General features: G+C 63.6%; 14 protein-coding genes. 4 read left to right on the forward strand and 10 right to left on the reverse strand.

What is annotated here, in order from left to right:
• From C5P05_RS25650 to C5P05_RS25660, 3 genes are all read left to right on the forward strand, one after another.
• Entirely contained in the window at positions 1–459 is a 459-nt protein-coding gene (locus tag C5P05_RS25650) for a hypothetical protein (protein WP_157979457.1), read from the forward strand.
• Complete coding sequence (locus C5P05_RS25655) at positions 378–1,643, forward strand: phospholipase A (RefSeq protein ID WP_114972690.1); 1,266 nt, start codon at positions 378–380, stop codon at positions 1,641–1,643. The genes C5P05_RS25650 and C5P05_RS25655 overlap by 82 nt, the downstream gene beginning before the upstream one ends.
• Before the next feature lie 89 nt (positions 1,644–1,732).
• Positions 1,733–3,418 carry an isovaleryl-CoA dehydrogenase gene (locus C5P05_RS25660; protein ID WP_114972713.1) on the forward strand — a complete coding sequence of 562 codons (1,686 nt, stop codon included), beginning with the start codon at positions 1,733–1,735 and terminating at the stop codon, positions 3,416–3,418.
• Positions 3,419–3,454: 36 nt separating this feature from the next.
• Here C5P05_RS25660 and otnI read toward each other — a convergent pair whose 3' ends face one another.
• The 10 genes from otnI to C5P05_RS25710 all read right to left on the reverse strand — a co-directional run bounded on the left by otnI (position 3,455) and on the right by C5P05_RS25710 (position 13,552).
• Positions 3,455–4,252 carry a 2-oxo-tetronate isomerase gene (otnI, locus tag C5P05_RS25665; protein ID WP_114972691.1) on the reverse strand — a complete coding sequence of 266 codons (798 nt, stop codon included), beginning with the start codon at positions 4,250–4,252 and terminating at the stop codon, positions 3,455–3,457.
• Positions 4,253–4,258: 6 nt separating this feature from the next.
• On the reverse strand, positions 4,259–4,963 hold the full coding sequence (locus C5P05_RS25670) for an aldolase (protein WP_114972692.1): 705 nt from the start codon (positions 4,961–4,963) through the stop codon (positions 4,259–4,261).
• The gene (gene otnK / locus C5P05_RS25675; RefSeq protein ID WP_420130774.1) at positions 4,960–6,285 is read right to left on the reverse strand and encodes a 3-oxo-tetronate kinase; all 1,326 of its coding nucleotides are present in this window, start codon (positions 6,283–6,285) and stop codon (positions 4,960–4,962) included. Before otnK ends, C5P05_RS25670 begins: the two co-directional genes overlap by 4 nt.
• Positions 6,282–7,199, reverse strand: coding sequence for an L-threonate dehydrogenase (gene ltnD / locus C5P05_RS25680; RefSeq protein ID WP_269813968.1), 918 nt, complete (start codon positions 7,197–7,199; stop codon positions 6,282–6,284). The genes otnK and ltnD overlap by 4 nt, the downstream gene beginning before the upstream one ends.
• Before the next feature lie 157 nt (positions 7,200–7,356).
• Positions 7,357–8,133: a FadR/GntR family transcriptional regulator gene (locus C5P05_RS25685; protein WP_114972694.1), complete on the reverse strand. Its 777-nt coding sequence runs from the start codon at positions 8,131–8,133 to the stop codon at positions 7,357–7,359.
• Between the two features lie 27 nt (positions 8,134–8,160).
• Positions 8,161–9,438 (reverse strand): TRAP transporter large permease, encoded by a 1,278-nt coding sequence (locus C5P05_RS25690; protein ID WP_114972695.1) that lies wholly within the window; start codon positions 9,436–9,438, stop codon positions 8,161–8,163.
• A gap of 91 nt (positions 9,439–9,529) precedes the next feature.
• The gene (locus C5P05_RS25695) at positions 9,530–10,024 is read right to left on the reverse strand and encodes a TRAP transporter small permease (RefSeq protein ID WP_114972696.1); all 495 of its coding nucleotides are present in this window, start codon (positions 10,022–10,024) and stop codon (positions 9,530–9,532) included.
• 88 nt (positions 10,025–10,112) lie between these two features.
• The gene (locus C5P05_RS25700) at positions 10,113–11,084 is read right to left on the reverse strand and encodes a TRAP transporter substrate-binding protein (protein ID WP_114972697.1); all 972 of its coding nucleotides are present in this window, start codon (positions 11,082–11,084) and stop codon (positions 10,113–10,115) included.
• Between the two features lie 86 nt (positions 11,085–11,170).
• A complete protein-coding gene (gene denD / locus C5P05_RS25705; RefSeq protein WP_114972698.1) occupies positions 11,171–12,226 on the reverse strand; it encodes a D-erythronate dehydrogenase in 1,056 nt (351 codons plus the stop codon).
• Between the two features lie 138 nt (positions 12,227–12,364).
• Positions 12,365–13,552, reverse strand: a complete 1,188-nt coding sequence (locus C5P05_RS25710; RefSeq protein WP_114972699.1) for an amylo-alpha-1,6-glucosidase — start codon at positions 13,550–13,552, stop codon at positions 12,365–12,367.
• A gap of 1,183 nt (positions 13,553–14,735) precedes the next feature.
• On the opposite strand from C5P05_RS25710, the gene C5P05_RS25715 reads away from it, so the two are divergent.
• Positions 14,736–15,819: lytic murein transglycosylase (locus C5P05_RS25715; protein WP_420130775.1), on the forward strand; the 1,084-nt coding region annotated here is incomplete at its 3' end.

Here is a 15,819-nt window from a genome sequence, read left to right on the forward strand (position 1 = left end):
ATGAAGCCTTTACTTACTATTTTTTTGATAGCTTCCTGCGCACTAGCGACGGGGGCTAGAGGTCAAAATGATCTCAAAACCTCGTCCACGGCCAACTGCCCGGCTGCCACGGAGATCAGTCCCTTGCACGTCTACGGCTTGTGGCGCGCGGAGTTTGAAAGCCTCTCCCAGGGCGCCACGCTCTTGTTTGAAAAACACCCCGAGCTGGCGGGCAGCTTCAGGGGCGCCGTCAATCGCGACGGCGTCAAGGCGCTGCTCGCCGGTGACGTGGACCAGGGCGAATTGACCCTGGAAGAATCACTCGACGGTCAACATATTTCCGCCACCTGGCTGGGCACGGTGGTGGAGAACTCTTGCGGCAAGGAAATCAAAGGACTATGGAACAACACCTCCAACCAGGCGCCGGACGGCGCCGCTTCGCACCCCTTCGTCTTACGCAAGCTGCCGGGCTGGCAATAAGCCTGGGCTCGGCCCTGGCGCCCCTGCTGTACGCCGGCCGCGCACAGGCCCAGGGGGTCAGTACGCCCCCGCAGGCGCCAGAAACCGCCTGGCAACAGTGCGCCCATCTGACGGGCGACCGCGAGGCGCGGCTGGGCTGTTTTGACCGCTGGGCCGCGCAGCAAGCGAGCCCCGATGCCTCTGGCCCGGCGGACAAACCGGTATCTGCCAGCGCCAATTCTGCCTCCGCCAGCACCACGCCGCTGTCGGCCAGCGTGCCAGCACCGGCGGTGGCCCCGGTGCTGATCACCATGACGGCACCAGCCGTGCACGACTGCCGCAACCCCCAGTTCACGGACCTGTCCCGCTATTGGGAGCTCGAAGCCGGCACCGACTGCGGCACCTTCAGCATTCGCGGCTACCGGCCCATCAGCCTGTCCTGGATAGGCTCGGACAGCGTGAATCTCAAGCCGTCCTCGTCCACGGCAGATCACACGGCGGCCACCGCCCTGCCCTACAGCACCAGCGAAGTCCGCATCCAGCTGTCGGTGCGTACCAAAATGGCCCAGGGACTACTGACCGGGCTGCTGGACGGCCCGCAATCCCTGCTGCGCGACTCCCTCTGGTTTGGCTATACCCAGCAGTCCTACTGGCAACTGTTCAACGGCGAGCTCTCGCGGCCGTTTCGCAGCACCGACCATGAGCCCGAAGTCACCTACATCTACCCCACCGATGCCCAACTGTTGGGCGGCTGGCGTTTGCGGTACAGCGGGGTGAGTCTGGTGCATCAATCCAACGGCCAGCCTTTGCCGCTGTCGCGCAGCTGGAACCGCGCCGTGCTGATGGCCGGCATGGAAAATGGACAGAACTTCAGGCTGCAGGGCAAGGTATGGCAACGCCTGAATGAAGGCGATGACGACAATCCCGAAATCAGCGACCTAGTCGGCCGCGCGGAATTGGTCGGCACCTGGGACATCAACAAGGACAACACGGTGGCGATGACCTTGCGCCACTCCCTGCAAGCGGATGTGGGCGGCTCGATGCGGCTGGAGTGGCTCACCAAAGTGGGCGACGGCGGCATTCCCGGCAGCCGCAGCGGCCTGCGCTTTCACACCCAGCTGTTCACCGGCTACGGCGATTCACTGGTGGACTACAACCGCCGCCGCACCGGCCTGAGCATCGGCCTGAGCCTGGTGGAGTGGTAAATCCAGCGCGGAGTTGAAGGGGGATTTGCCGGTAGCCGTTGACAGGGCTCCCGCGTCGATTCATGCTTGCGCTGAACTGGAGGCGCAGCATGAACACCGACACCGACACTGCCAAGGCGCACGACGCCCGCTACCTCGCCGAGACGCATGAAGTCAGCAATGTCTCGCGCGAACTGTGCGACTACAACATGTACACCGAAGACGCCGCCTTGCGCGAGGCGGTGCAGCGCGAAGGCGGCCAGTGGGCCGAGCGCGAGCTCACTGAATTCGGGCAACTGACGGGCTCGGCGGCCTACCTGGAACTGGGCCAGCTGGCCAACAAGTTCCCCCCCGAGCTGGAGACGCACGATCGCTTCGGCCACCGCATCGACCTGGTGAAGTTCCATCCGGCCTACCACCAGCTGATGACCACCAGCATCGAGCACGGCCTGCATGCCTCGCCCTGGACCGTGCCCGGCCCCGGCGCGCATGTGGCCCGCGCCGCCAAGACCTATCTACACACCCAGGTGGAAGCGGGCCACGGTTGCCCCATCACCATGACCTTTGCCGCCGTGCCGACGCTGCGCCTGCAGCCCGAGCTGGCCCAAATCTGGGAGCCCCAGGTCACGGCGCGCGTGTACGACCCGCGCAACGTGCCGGCAGCGCAAAAGCAGGGCCTGACCATTGGCATGGCGATGACCGAGAAACAGGGCGGCTCGGATGTGCGCAGCAACAGTACCCGCGCGTATGCCCTCGGCACCGGCGGACCGGGCCAGGCCTATGAACTGGTGGGGCACAAGTATTTCGTGTCGGCGCCCATGTGCGATGCCTTCCTGGTGCTGGCGCAGGCACCCGGCGGCCTCTCCTGCTTTCTGCTGCCACGCTGGCGGCCGGACGGCACGAAGAACCCGATGCAGCTGCTGCGGCTCAAGAAAAAAATGGGCAACGCGTCCAATGCCTCCAGCGAGACCGAGCTGCGCGGCGCGCTGGCGTGGATGGTGGGCGAAGAGGGGCGCGGCGTGCGCAACATCATTGAAATGGTGAGCATGACGCGCTTCGACTGCATGGTGGGCTCCAGCGCCGGCATGCGCATGGCGGCGTCGCAGGCGCTGCACCACTGCGCCAACCGCTCGGCCTTCGGTCAGGTGCTGAACCAGCAGCCGCTGATGCAAAACGTGCTGGCCGATCTGGCACTGGAAAGCGAAGCCGCCCTGACCCTGAGCCTGCGCATCGCGCGCGCCCTGGACCACCGTGCCGACGAGCATGAAGACCTGCTGGTGCGCCTGGTCACGGCGGTCGGCAAATACTGGATTTGCAAGCGCACGCCGAACCACGCCTATGAAGCCATGGAATGCATCGGCGGCAGCGGCGTGATGGAAGACAGCATGATGCCGCGCCTGTACCGGGAAGCACCGGTCAACGCGATTTGGGAAGGCAGCGGCAATGTGCAGTGCCTGGACGTGCTGCGCGCCCTGTCAAAAACCCCGGCGGTGCTGGACGCCTTTTTTGCGGAAGTGGCCAAGGCCGAAAGCGCCCATGCAGCACTGGACACGTTTGTGGCCGATCTGGCGACGGATCTGCAGGATCTGTGGGATCTGGAGTACCGGGCGCGTGATTTGGTGGACCGCATGGCGCTGGCCTTGCAGGCGTCCCTGCTGGTTTGCCACGCCCCGGCCGCCATCAGCGACGCCTTCTGTCGGTCGCGCCTGGAGCAGCGGGGCCACCACCACTATGGCACGCTGCCGCGCGGCATTGACACCGCAGCCATCATTGCGCGCGCGACGCCGCGCTGCTGAGCCGGCGCGGCTGATCACTGCGCTGCGGGGGGTCTCTCACAAGTAGGGTTGGAGCCAGCCCAGTCCCGCTGAAGTGCCGCCCGCTTGGGCCCCGGCTTGCGGCCGGTACTCGCAACCGATCCACCCCTCATAGCCCAGCTCGTCCAGCACAGCGAACAGGTAGGGGGAGTTCAGCTCGCCCAAGTCGGGTTCGTGCCGTTGCGGCACACCGGCGATCTGGATGTGGCCGACATTCCCCGTCGGCAGGTAGTGGCGCAGTTTCATGGCCAAGTCGCCTTCGACGATCTGGCAGTGGTACAGGTCCATCTGCACCTTGAGGTTGGCGGCGCCCACGTCGGCGACCACCTCATGCGCGTGGTCCTGGCGGTTCAGGAAAAAGCGCGGAATGTCGCGTGTGTTGATCGGTTCGATCAGTACCTCCACGCCCTGCTTGGCAGCCTCGGCTGCGGCCCAGCGCAGGTTGCTGAGGTAGGTCGGGTACAAAGTCTCGCGCTCAGTGCCAGCGGGCAGCAGCCCGGCCATCACATGGATGCGTGGGCAGTCCAGAGCGGCGGCATAGTCGAGCGCCTGGCCCATGCCGGCGCGGAACTCGGCTTCGCGTCCGGGCAGGCAGGCCAGGCCGCGCTCGCCGCCGTCCCAGTTGCCGGGCGGGGCGTTGAACAGCACTTGCTGCAAACCGTTGGCCTTGAGGCGCGCCGCAATGTCGCGACTCGCAAAGGCATAGGGGAACAGGTACTCGACCGCCTTGAAGCCATCCCGGGCGGCGGCCTCGAAACGGTCCAGAAAATCAAGCTCGGGGTAGAGCATGGAGAGGTTGGCGGCAAATTTGGGCATAGGGTGTTACCAGCGGGCGCCAAAGGTTCGGCGCAGTTCGTCGATTTGGATTTCGGTCAGCGGCTCGGGCGCCATGGCGCTCAAACTCAGCAGCCGGGCGGTTTCTTCGAGTTCTTCCAGCGTGGCCATGGCGGCGGCGGGCGAGTCGTGCCAGACATTGGGACCCAGGCGCGCCAGCATCACGGCGCGGATCGGCGTGCCCTTCTGGCCATAGTGGGCAATCGCCTGCGCCACCTGCTGCGCCGCCTCGGGCGCGCCGGGGCGGTGGTAGGGCATCACCGGCACGTGACCGACCTTCATCACAAAGTACGGCGTCAGGGCGGGTAGCAGTTCCCGCCACGGTTGACGCGTGCCCCGCCCTTCCTGAGCGAGGGGCTGCCAGCTCAGCGCCACGCAGTGTGTGCTGTGGGTGTGGATCACACACCGGGTATTTTGATCAAATTGGGCTGCAGCCCCGTAGATATGTGCGTGAAGCGCTATTGTTTTACTAGCAACATCACCACTCAGCTGCTGCGCCTGCGTATCCAGCCGGGCCAGCCGGGCGGGGTCGAGAAAGCCCAGGCAGGCATCGGTCGGCGTGATCAGGAAGCCGCCGCCTTGCGACTCGTCCAGCCGCACGCTGATATTGCCGGCGCTGGCGTGCACATAGCCGCGCTCGAACAGGCTGCGCCCGACGCGGCAGATTTCTTCGCGCGCTTCGTGTTCGGTCATGCCAGCCTCGCGAAGGCTTTGGTGAAGAAATCGTCGCTGCCGAAATTGCCGGACTTCAGCGTCAGGTGCAGGCCCTCACCGGACGCCGCCTCGGTGTGAGCGTGGCACCAGGGCACACCGGGGTCGATTTGCGGACCGATCTTCATTTGCGTGATGGCCAGGGCCTGCACGCAGGCGCCCGAGGTCTCGCCACCGGCCACCACCAGTTGGCGCACGCCAAGCGTCACCAGACCGCGCGCGATCGCCGCCAGCGTGCGCTCCACCAGCGCACCGGCCGCGTCCACTCCCAGCTGCCCCTGCACCGACTTGACGGCCGTCGTGTCGGCGGACGAATAGACCAGCACCGGTCCCTGGCGCAGCAAGGGTTCGGCCCAGGCCAGAACCTCGGCCACCCCATCCACGCCAGCCGCCTCTTGGGCGGCGATTTGCACCGGGTCCAGCCGCAGTGCCGGACCGCCCGCCTGGATGAAAGCCTGCACCTGCCGATTCGTCGCCAGTGAGCAGCTGCCCGACACTACCGCCTGCAAGCCGGTAGCGGCAGGCAGGGCGCTGGCGGTGCTGGAGGGCGCGATCCCGAAATTGGCGGGCAAGCCGATCGCCACGCCCGAACCGGCGGTCAGCAGCGGCATGCCTTTGAGCGCCGGGCCCAGGCGCAGCAGATCGTCGTTGGAAATCGCGTCCACGATAGCCAGGCCCACGCCCTGGGCGCGCAGCTGCCCGATGCGCGCGCGAATCGCCGCCTCGCCCTGCGCCACGACCTGGTAATCGATCAGGCCCACTTTTCGGCGGCACTGCGCCTGCAGCACGCGCACCAGGTTGGCGTCGCTCATGGGCGTGAGCGGGTGGTTTTGCATGCCGCTCTCGTTGAGCAACACGTCGCCGACGAACAAATGGCCCTTGAACACGGTGCGCTGGTTGTCCGGGAAGGCGGGTGTCGCGATCGTGAAGTCGCTGCCCGGCACCTCGGCCAGCGCGTCCATCAGCGCCTCCGTCACCGGGCCGATATTGCCTTGCGCCGTGCTGTCAAAGGTCGAGCAGTATTTGAAGTAGATCTGCTGCGCGCCCTGCGCCTGCAACCAGCGCAGCGCGGCCAGCGACTGGGCAATGGCCTCATTCACCGGCAAGGTGCGCGACTTGAGCGCCACCACCACGGCGTCGGCATCGGTGTCCAGCGGCTGCGTGGGCACGCCCATGGCCTGCACCACGCGCATGCCGGCGCGCACCAGGTTGTTGGCCAGATCGGTGGCGCCGGTGAAGTCGTCGGCAATGCAACCCAAAAACATGGCACCCACGCTTGCCGGCTCAATGGCTGCGCTGCTCATGACTTCTTGGGCAATTCAATGCCGGGGAATATCTTGATCACGGCGCTGTCGTCTTCGCGGGCAAAACCTGCCGTGGAGGCCTGCATAAACATCTGATGCGCCGTGCTGGACAGCGGCAGCGGGAACTTGCTGGCGCGCGCCACGTCCAGCACCAGGCCCAGGTCCTTGACAAAAATATCGACGGCCGAGAGTGGCGTGTAGTCCGCCGCCAACACATGGGCCATGCGGTTCTCGAACATCCAGCTGTTGCCGGCGCTGTGGGTGATCACCTCGTACAGCGCGGCCGGGTCCACGCCCTCGCGCAGGCCCAGTGCCATGGCCTCGGCCGCCGCGGCGATGTGCACGCCGGCCAGCAACTGGTTGATGATCTTGACTTTGCTGCCGGCGCCGGCCTGGTCGCCCAGCCGGTAGACCTTGGCCGCCATCGCATCCAGCAGCGGCCCGACCGCGGCATAGGCCGCGGGGGTGCCGGAGGTCATCATGGTCATCTCGCCGCTGGCCGCCTTGGCGGCACCGCCGGAGATGGGCGCGTCGAGGTACAGAATGCCCAGCGCCGCCAGCCTGGCTTCCAGCGCGATCGACCAGTTGGGGTCCACGGTGGAGCACATCACGAAGACGCTGCCCGGCGCCATCGCCGAAGCGCAGCCGCCTTCGCCAAACAGCACGCTGTCGGTCTGCGCGGCATTGACCACCACCGACACGATCACGCTGCACTGCGCCGCCAGTTCGGCGGGCGAGGCGCAGGCCACACCACCGTCCGCCGCAAAGGCCTGTGCGACCTCGCTGCGTACGTCAAAAACATGCACCTGACTGCCATGGCGGCGCAGCGAACGCGCCATGCCACTGCCCATGGCCCCCAGACCAATCACGCCTACGTTTGAACTCATACTTTGCTTCCTTTCTGGCTGTTCAATTCTGCACCATTCGCTCGGAAATGGCTTCGCATCTTCTCCTGTCGCCGCGTTCTTCGAGCGTTAATTTTATATGGTTATCATACAACTTCAACATGAATTTGACACTGGGAATGACCCGGCACCGCACGCAGGATCAGGCTGAAAACGGCCATCGCCGTCAGTGCCGTGGCGGCAGCCCGGTGACCAGGGGCCGTGCCAATTGCACGCCCGCCTGCTGCCAGAAGGCGGGGTCGGCCTGCTCGATGCGCAGGATGGCATTGTCCATGTGCTGCGCGGCGGCCTGGCGCGCGGCAGCGGCATCACCCGCTTCAATCGCACGCACAATCATTTCATGCTCGTCGCGCACCTGGCGCGCAAAGTCGGCGCGGCGCGCTTCATTGGCGCGCGTGACGCGGGTGGCGCCGCGCAGGAACTGGCCCAGGTAGTCCAGCGTGCCGATGAGAAAGGGGTTGCGTGCCGCATCCGCAATGGCGCGGTGGTATTGCACGTCTTCGTCCACGCCGTCGCCGCCGGCTTGCACCGCCTTGTCCAGCAAGGTGATGGACTTGCGGATGCGCTTGAGATCGGCCTGGGTGCGCCTTTGTGCGGCCAGGCCGGCGACCTCGGCCTCCAATGCACGGCGCACCTCCACCATCTGGATCACCGCCTGTTTCGAGACCGCTGACTTGGCATCAAAGTTGAGCGGCGAAAAGCCCTGTTCCTTGACATACACGCCGCTGCCCTGGCGTGAATCGACCAGGCCCAGCGACTTGAGCCGCGAGACGGCTTCGCGCACCACCGTGCGACTCACCGAGAACTGATCGACCAGCGCGGCCTCGGTCGGCAGCTTGGCGCCCACGGCCAAGCGGCCGGCCCGGATCTCGGCGGCCAGCACATCCGCCACCTGATCCGAAAGGTAGGCGCCGGGTGTGATGGGTTTGAACGGAGTTGTCATGAGAGGCCTTGAATTTAGCCCACAACTTTACTTCGCATAAACCAGATCGCGCAGCCCCAGTGACAGACTCGGCACATAGGTGATGACCATCAGGCAGGCCAGGATCACCAGCACGAAGGGGATCAGGTCCTTGATCATGCGGTCCAGCGAGATACGCGCCACGGTGCAAGCGGCAAACAGATTCACCCCGAACGGCGGCGTGATCATGCCCAGCGCCAGGTTCACCACCATGATCATGCCGAAGTGCACCGGGTCAATACCGAAGTGCATCGCCACCGGCGCCAGTATCGGCGCCAGCACGATGATGGCGGCGCTGGTCTCGATGAACATGCCGATCACGAACAGCGCCGCATTCACGCCGAGCAGGAAGTAGGCGGGCGACTTGAGCACATCCTGCAACCAGTGGCCGATCGCATCCGGCACACCGGCACGCGTGATCAGGAAGGCAAACAGCCCGGCGTTGGCGATGATGAACATGATCACCGCCGAGGACAGCACCGACTTGCGCAGGATGGTGTAGAGGTCCGGCAGCTTGATCTCGCGGTACACCACGATACCCACGATCAGCGCATAAAACACCGCCACGGCGGAGGCTTCGGTCGGGGTGAACACACCACCGTAGATGCCGCCCAGAATAATCACCGGCATCAGCAACGCCCAGCCTGCTTTCCAGGTGGCCTTGCCCACCGACAGGCGGCCGTCGCCGTCGTTCTTGCCCCAGCCCTTGATGCGGCAGAAAACCCAGACGAAGGCCATCAGCGCCAGTCCGATCAAAATGCCGGGACCGAAGCCGGCGATGAACAATTCACCGACCGAAACTTCCGCACTCACGCCATACAAAATCATCGGAATGGAGGGCGGAATGATGACGCCGAGTTCGGCACTGGTGGCCTGCAGCGCGGCCGCCCAAGTGGTCGGGTAGCCGTGCTTGATCAGGGCCGGAATCAGGATGGTGCCGATGGCGAAAGTGGTCGCCACCGACGAGCCTGACACCGCCGCAAAAATCATGCAGGTCAGCACGCAGGTCATCGGCAGGCCGCCCTGCACGCCGCCGACCAGGCTCTTGGCAAACTCCACCAAGCGGCGCGAGATGCCGCCGGTTTCCATGATGTTGCCGGCCAAAATGAAAAACGGAATGGCGGCCAGCGGGAATTTATTGATCGCGTTGAACATCTCCTTCACGGAGATCAGCATATTGGCCTCGGCCACCTGGATGCCCAGGATGGACGCCAGGCCGATGGACACGGCGACGGACACGGTGAGCGCAAAGCAGAGCACCATGGTGCTCAACATAACGGCAGTCATAAGAACATACCCCCACGGTTACCCACTGCGTGTGGTTCCCTGCCCCCCGAGGGGGTCGTGCCTTGCTTGGGGCGGCCCGGCGCGGCGGCGCTCATTGAGCAGTCTCCAGTTCGAGGCGCTGGGGGTCCAGCAGGTTGGCGACGATGCCAATCATGCTCAAGATGCCGCCCACCGGCATGGCCAGGTAGGCCCAGAACATGGACAGGCTTTCCAGCCCGCTCATGGTTTGCACCTTGCCGCGGTTGGCATAGTCCCAGCCCCACCAGACGATGACGGTGATCAGACTCAGGGCGGCGACACACACCACCCCGTCGAGCACGCGGCGGATGCGCGGCGGACTCCAGCGGTAAAGCACATCGACGCTGACCATGGCACCTTGGCGAAACGCCATGGGAATGCCGAGAAACACCATCCAGATCAAGCTGAAACGGATCAGCACTTCCGTCCACTCCGCAGGGGTTTCAAGGATGAAGCGGGTGATGATCTGGAACACGCCCAGACTGGCGGCCACGGTCAGCATGGCGCAGGCCGCGAGCATGGAGAATCCGCTGGTCCAACGCTCCAGCCGGAGAAAATTGTCTTTCATTGCAATCGCAGCCTGAAATGAATATTTAAAAGAAAACGCCCGGCAGTCCTTGAACGCCGGGCGCAGACAGCTATAAATTCAATAGCAATTATTTAGAGTTGCGGATACGGTCGATATTGGCTTTGCCAAACTGTTTTTCGAACTCGGCGTTGACCGGGGCCAGCATGGTCACAAACTTGGCCTTGTCCACGTTCTCGACCACGTTCATGCCCTTGCTGCGCAGTTCGCTCACGCCCTTGGCATCGTCCTCGTCCACGCGGGCACGGTTGGCCTTGACGCCTTCCTTGGCGGCATCCAGAAAGGCCTGCTTGTCGGCGGCGCTGAGCTTGTCAAAGCTGGCCTTGTTCATCAGGAAAATGCCCGGTGAATAGACATGGCCGGTCAGCGTCAAATGCTTTTGCACCTGATCGAGTTTGGCCGACATGATCACCGACAAGGGGTTTTCCTGGCCATCGACCGTGCCCTGCTGCAGCGCGGTGAAAACTTCGGGGAAAGCCATCGGTGTCGTCACGATGCCCAAGCCTTTATAGGCGGCAACGTGCACCGGGTTTTCCATGGTGCGCATCTTCAGGCCCTTCAGGTCCTCCGGGGCATTGACGGCGCGCTTGCTGTTGGTCATGTGGCGGATGCCGTTCTCGCCCCAGGCCAGCGCCTTGAAGCCTTTGGAGTCGAACTTGGCCAGCATTTCCTGGCCGATCGGGCCGTCCAGCACGGCGCGGGCGTGCGCCTTGTCACGGAACAGAAACGGAATGTCCAGAATCTTGGCGTCGGGCACAAAATTCGGCACCGGGCCCGAGGAGGAGAAGGTCAATTCCTGCGTGCCCAGTTGCACCGCCTCGATCGATTCGCGCTCGCCACCGAGCGAGCCCGAGTAGAAGGGCTGAATCTTGTACCGGCCAGCAGTGCGTTTTTCGACTTCCTTGGCAAAGGTGTCAATGGCAACACCCTGGTGCGAGTTCTGCGCAATGGAGATGCTGATCTTCATGGTGGTCTGGGCGGCGGCGGTGGCTACAAAACCTACCGCCAACGACAGGCCGATCACCAGTTTGCTCAATTTCATTCAAGGTCTCCTCAGTTTGGAAATAGAGAACTGGCAGAGCTTGGTTCTGTCAGTTCGCGCGAAAGTTGTCATACAACTTCTTATTGTTATCTGATCGAAAGCTTGACGGCATAGGGATTTTCCCTGATGTACTCCCGGATAATTTCTTCAAAACTTTCCTCCGGCAGCAAGCCCAGTCCGCGTGCGCGCGCCGTATTCACGCGGGCGGGCCAGGTCTTGACGATGTTGCCAATGGCCGGGTCGGGCGTCCAGTCAATCAGCGCGGTGGCCGCCGGCCCGGCCACGCGTGCCAGCGCCGCGGCCATCTCGCCTGGAGTGGTGGTCAGTGCAGGCAGGTTCAGGCCGGTGCGCGGGCCCCATGCCTGCGTGCTCGCCTCGGCCGCGCGGATGAGGCCCTGCACGGTGCGCGCGGGAGATGACAGGGCCACGGCGGTGTCCGCCGCCACCGGACAGACCGCCTGCACACCGGCCAGGGGTTCACGGATCATGCCGCTGAGGAAACTGGAGGCGGCTCCGTTGGGCAGGCCGGGGCGCACGCTGACCGTCATCAAACGCACGTTGCGCCCTTGAATGAATCCCTTGCGCGAATAATCGGCCACCAGCTGTTCACAGATGAATTTCTGGATGCCATAGCTGCTCTGCGGCGTGGGCAGGGTGTTGTCTTCCACCACGGGCGGCACCGGCTGCTCGGGCGAATCGCCGAAGACGGCGAGTGAACTGGCAAACACCAGCACGGGCTTGGTCTTCAAGGCGCGACAGGTTTCCAGCAAGGCCAGCGTCGCACCAAAATTGCTGCGCATGCCGAGATCGAAATCGGCTTCACACTCTCCACTGACCGCGGCCGCCAGATGAAAAACAATAGCAGCATCCGCAGGAATGACGGGCGCCAGAGGGTTATTTTGTTCAAGAAGCACATTCAGGTCGCCGGTCAGCGCGGCCACGCGGGAGTCGGCCATCAGATCGGCAGGCGGTGCAGCGCGATCCACCAGCGTGAGGCGCGTGATGCGGGCCGGCGCGGCGCCGGCAAGGGACAGCTGTCCCTGCGCCAACAGGCTGCGCGCCAGGCGCACACCTAGAAATCCGGCGCCGCCAGTGATCACGATATGGCATTGCCCAAAGGGTTCGGCGGATGGGAGCGACATGGGAGTCTCCTGAATTGGCGTGGGTTAATGGGGCTTGGGGTGGCGTGACTCATCTGGCGTGAATGCTTGGGGTCACGGGTGGATAAGTCTACGCCAGCAGATCGGACCGCCAGTGCTGGTTTTGTGCGCCGTCAGTTATTACGCTGAAAATGAAGGGGCCCCAAGAAGCGCGCGCCGGGCCAGTAAAAAGGCCGCCGCATTCCAGCTCTGCCCTGCCATGCCCATGGGCTGGAGCGAATGGCCGTGAAACCATTCGGTAAACCGCCAGCCGTCGAGCTCGTTCACGCTGGCGAGCCGCGCGAGTTCTTGCCAAGCCAGCTCACGCAGGCCAAGGCGAACCAGCGCCATGACCCAAAAACCGCCCACGAACGGCCAGATGCCGCCGTTGTGGTACTGGTGCATCAGGTTCTGCTGGTGGCGCGCCATGTAGGGGCGCCACAGCGCGTGCTGACGCGACAGCGGATGCAGCACCACGCGAATCGGGTAGGGCTGACTGGCGTTCGCCGCCATGATGGTCTTGACAATACGGTGGCCGACGGATTCATCGGACAGTCCGCACAAGATGGCCAGCAAATTTCCAAAGACATCGCCCTCATTGCCCGCGAAAGCGAGGTTGACGAAGCTAAGGTACAGCCCCGGATCGCGCCGACCGCGACGCGCATAGTGCTGCAACAGGCGGGCCCGATGGTACTCAGGCAAATCGCGCTGGTAGGGATTGAACAGGTGGTTGAAGTGGTGATGCGTCGTCTGGATGCTGCTCAGGCCGTAGCGCCGCTTGACCTCGTACCACAAGGCGTTGGAGTACAGCACGTAGCCCGAGCGCGGCATGATGTCTGCCCAGTCGCTGGCCTCATTTTGTTGCAGCAGTCTGAAGTGCTGGTGCTCCTGGGCCAGCAGCCAGCCGGTCGCCCGTTCGACTTCGCCCGTCCAGCGCCCGGGCTCGACGCCGCCCTGACGGCGCACATGGTCGACCGCAATCAGCCACCATAGCGTGGAGTCGATGCAACCCAGGTACCAAAAATCGGCGTCCTGGCCTTCGGGGTCCACATATTTTGGAATCTGCCCGTTGCCCGCTTGCTGGTTGGCCAAAACGTCCAGGCTGTCTATCGCCCCCTGCTCCAGCAAGACGTCTCCGCTGCCGCACATGGCCAGTATGCATATCGCCGCATCGCGCCCGAATATCCGCGTGTACCGTCGTGCAATGGCGGCCTCGGTCGGGCTGGCCGCCAGAATGCCGTGCGGCGTCAGGTTGCGTTGCAACAGCGCCAAAGAAGCTTGCGCGCACGCCCCAATTTTCGCCAGCCCATCCCCGATGAGGTTTGTCATATTCCTCCGCATAAGCGCCAATGAGCGCGGCAACGGGGAATTCTCGCAGAACCGGTGCCAAGCACGGTCGCAAGCCAGGCAGCTGGAGAATAGTCACTGATCCCGACGCCATCGGTCCTCGTGATCTCGGTCGAACGCCCTATGCGGTTCAAGGGCAATCGATCCGGTCACCGATTCGGATGCAGAGCTTCCCAGTCGGTCCCATCAGCGTGGTGCCCGTGCCGTTGTAGCGGTTCCCGAGTTGATCCCAACAACCACCTGCATCACATGTCGTGAGTACGCTCGGCGCGGTGGGAATCACGATCGTGGGGACAGAAGGCGTCACCTTGACCGGGGTATCGGCTTTGGTGGCTGTGCCGATTGAGAGAGGCTCCCGCAGGGTTGGAGCCCTACCCGTCCCGCTATAACACTGTTGAAGAACCCGACTTCTGGCCTCCGCAATAGTTTGCATATGGCCACTGCGGACCGCGGTATCGTAGTGCTGCACGGCATCATTGCATACCTGCAAACTGGCGCCTGGCGTTAGCTCATGAGAGCAAGCCAGCAAACAATTCGTCACCAACAATATGCCAATGGCAATCCGGGTTTTCATTGTCGATACCCGTCATCGAACATATGAACAGTCTACGACGAGAAGGCGAAAGACGTAGCGTTGCTGCGAGATGAGCATCTCGCGAGTCCGGAATCATTTCAATCCGGGGCGGCCGTGACGGATGCGTTGTCCATCTTCCGATCGAAGGGGCGTCATACGCAAACTGGATGCATATGAAATCGCACTGATCACACCATCGCAACGCCAATGGTCTAATTGAAAACAACAGAATCTGTGACGACACAGACCTCGTCACAAAGGAAAACGCCAACTCGAAAGTTGGCGTTTTCTTACGGGGAAAGCCCCGCATTTATTGGTTGCGCGAGTAGGATTTGACCCTACGACCTGTCATTGGCATGCCGCCGCCCACTCCGGACATTCAACGCAACGAACCAAGGGCAACGAAGCAATCGATCGAACAACGTCGAAGGGCCGTCACGAGCGCTGCAACAGCCTGCGCCGCGATGTTGGGCGCAAAGACGAGAAAACTCGCCAAGGTGGCCCGTATTCGACGAGCGCGCGCAGCGCAACGTCATCGGTCCCGAGGGCGTCAGATCACCCTGGTTCCATAGAACGGCGAGAATGGAAGGAATGCAAACACCATCCCGTTTTCCAGCGTCAGCTCGCTGCTGGCTTGTTCCCGCGTTGTTGGCGGTCTTCTTGGTTGGGGGTTGCACCACCCCACCATCGGTCGAAGTCCAGGCACCGGCTCCATCGACGGTAGTAGCCAGCCCGACGCGAACTGAATCCATTGATGTCGAGCACAGCCAGAAGTTTGCCCGCTGGGTGGTCGAGTTCAGCGCCATCGCACGCGCAGCCGGCCTCGACGAGGCAACGCTCCACATCGCCTTCGACAACATCCGCTTCGTCCCACGCGTCATCGAATTGGATAGGGCGCAGCCAGAGTTCACCCGCACTGTATGGGACTACCTCGACAGCGCGCTGTCGACGCAGCGAATCGCTCGTGGCCAGGACAAGCTGGCGCCGCTGCGCGCCGAAATCGACCCCATAGCAACGCGCTACGGCGTCCCGGCCGAGGTCCTTGTCGCGATCTGGGGCATGGAGAGCAATTACGGCAGTTTTGTGGGCGACATCCCGACCATCGACGCCTTGGCGACGCTCGGTTTCGAGGGCCGACGCGAGGAGTGGGCGCGTGGCCAGTTGCTCGCAGCCTTGAAAATCCTGCAGAACCGTGACATCGACCGCGCGCAGATGATAGGTTCGTGGGCTGGCGCGATGGGCCAGACGCAGTTCCTGCCGTCGAACTTTCTGGCCTATGCGGTCGATGCCGATGGCGATGGGCGACGCGATATCTGGAACAGCCTCGCCGATGTGATGGCTTCAACCGCGAACTTCCTGGCAAGCTCCGGATGGCAGGTCGGCCAGCCGTGGGGGCTCGAGGTGCGCTTGCCGCCGGGATTCGACTACGCGCGCGCCGATGCCGATGTGCGACAGCCGACGACCAAATGGACGGACGAGGGTGTGCAAGCGATGGACGGCGCGCCGCTGCCGGCCTTGGCTGACAGCTCGATATTGCTTACGACTGGTGCGCGCGGGCCGGCCTTCCTGGTGGGACCCAACTTCCGCACCATCCTGCGCTACAACAACTCGACCAGCTATGCACTCGCCGTCGGCCTGCTGGCACATCAGCTGGCCGGCGGCCCAGCGGTGCAGG

The organism is Rhodoferax ferrireducens (genome assembly GCF_003347515.1).
In the GTDB taxonomy this organism is placed as follows: domain Bacteria; phylum Pseudomonadota; class Gammaproteobacteria; order Burkholderiales; family Burkholderiaceae_C; genus Rhodoferax.

Bases quoted from the DNA above. Each gene is read 5' to 3' on its own strand.
- C5P05_RS25660 (WP_114972713.1), top strand. From the start codon at position 1,733: ATGAACACCGACACCGACACTGCCAAGGCGCACGACGCCCGCTACCTC.
- C5P05_RS25685 (WP_114972694.1), bottom strand. From the start codon at position 8,133: ATGACAACTCCGTTCAAACCCATCACACCCGGCGCCTACCTTTCGGAT.
- C5P05_RS25650 (WP_157979457.1), top strand. From the start codon at position 1: ATGAAGCCTTTACTTACTATTTTTTTGATAGCTTCCTGCGCACTAGCG.
- C5P05_RS25690 (WP_114972695.1), bottom strand. From the start codon at position 9,438: ATGACTGCCGTTATGTTGAGCACCATGGTGCTCTGCTTTGCGCTCACC.
- C5P05_RS25670 (WP_114972692.1), bottom strand. From the start codon at position 4,963: ATGACCGAACACGAAGCGCGCGAAGAAATCTGCCGCGTCGGGCGCAGC.
- otnI (WP_114972691.1), bottom strand. From the start codon at position 4,252: ATGCCCAAATTTGCCGCCAACCTCTCCATGCTCTACCCCGAGCTTGAT.
- C5P05_RS25700 (WP_114972697.1), bottom strand. From the start codon at position 11,084: ATGAAATTGAGCAAACTGGTGATCGGCCTGTCGTTGGCGGTAGGTTTT.
- C5P05_RS25710 (WP_114972699.1), bottom strand. From the start codon at position 13,552: ATGACAAACCTCATCGGGGATGGGCTGGCGAAAATTGGGGCGTGCGCG.
- C5P05_RS25695 (WP_114972696.1), bottom strand. From the start codon at position 10,024: ATGAAAGACAATTTTCTCCGGCTGGAGCGTTGGACCAGCGGATTCTCC.
- otnK (WP_420130774.1), bottom strand. From the start codon at position 6,285: ATGAGCAGCGCAGCCATTGAGCCGGCAAGCGTGGGTGCCATGTTTTTG.
- C5P05_RS25655 (WP_114972690.1), top strand. From the start codon at position 378: ATGGAACAACACCTCCAACCAGGCGCCGGACGGCGCCGCTTCGCACCC.
- denD (WP_114972698.1), bottom strand. From the start codon at position 12,226: ATGTCGCTCCCATCCGCCGAACCCTTTGGGCAATGCCATATCGTGATC.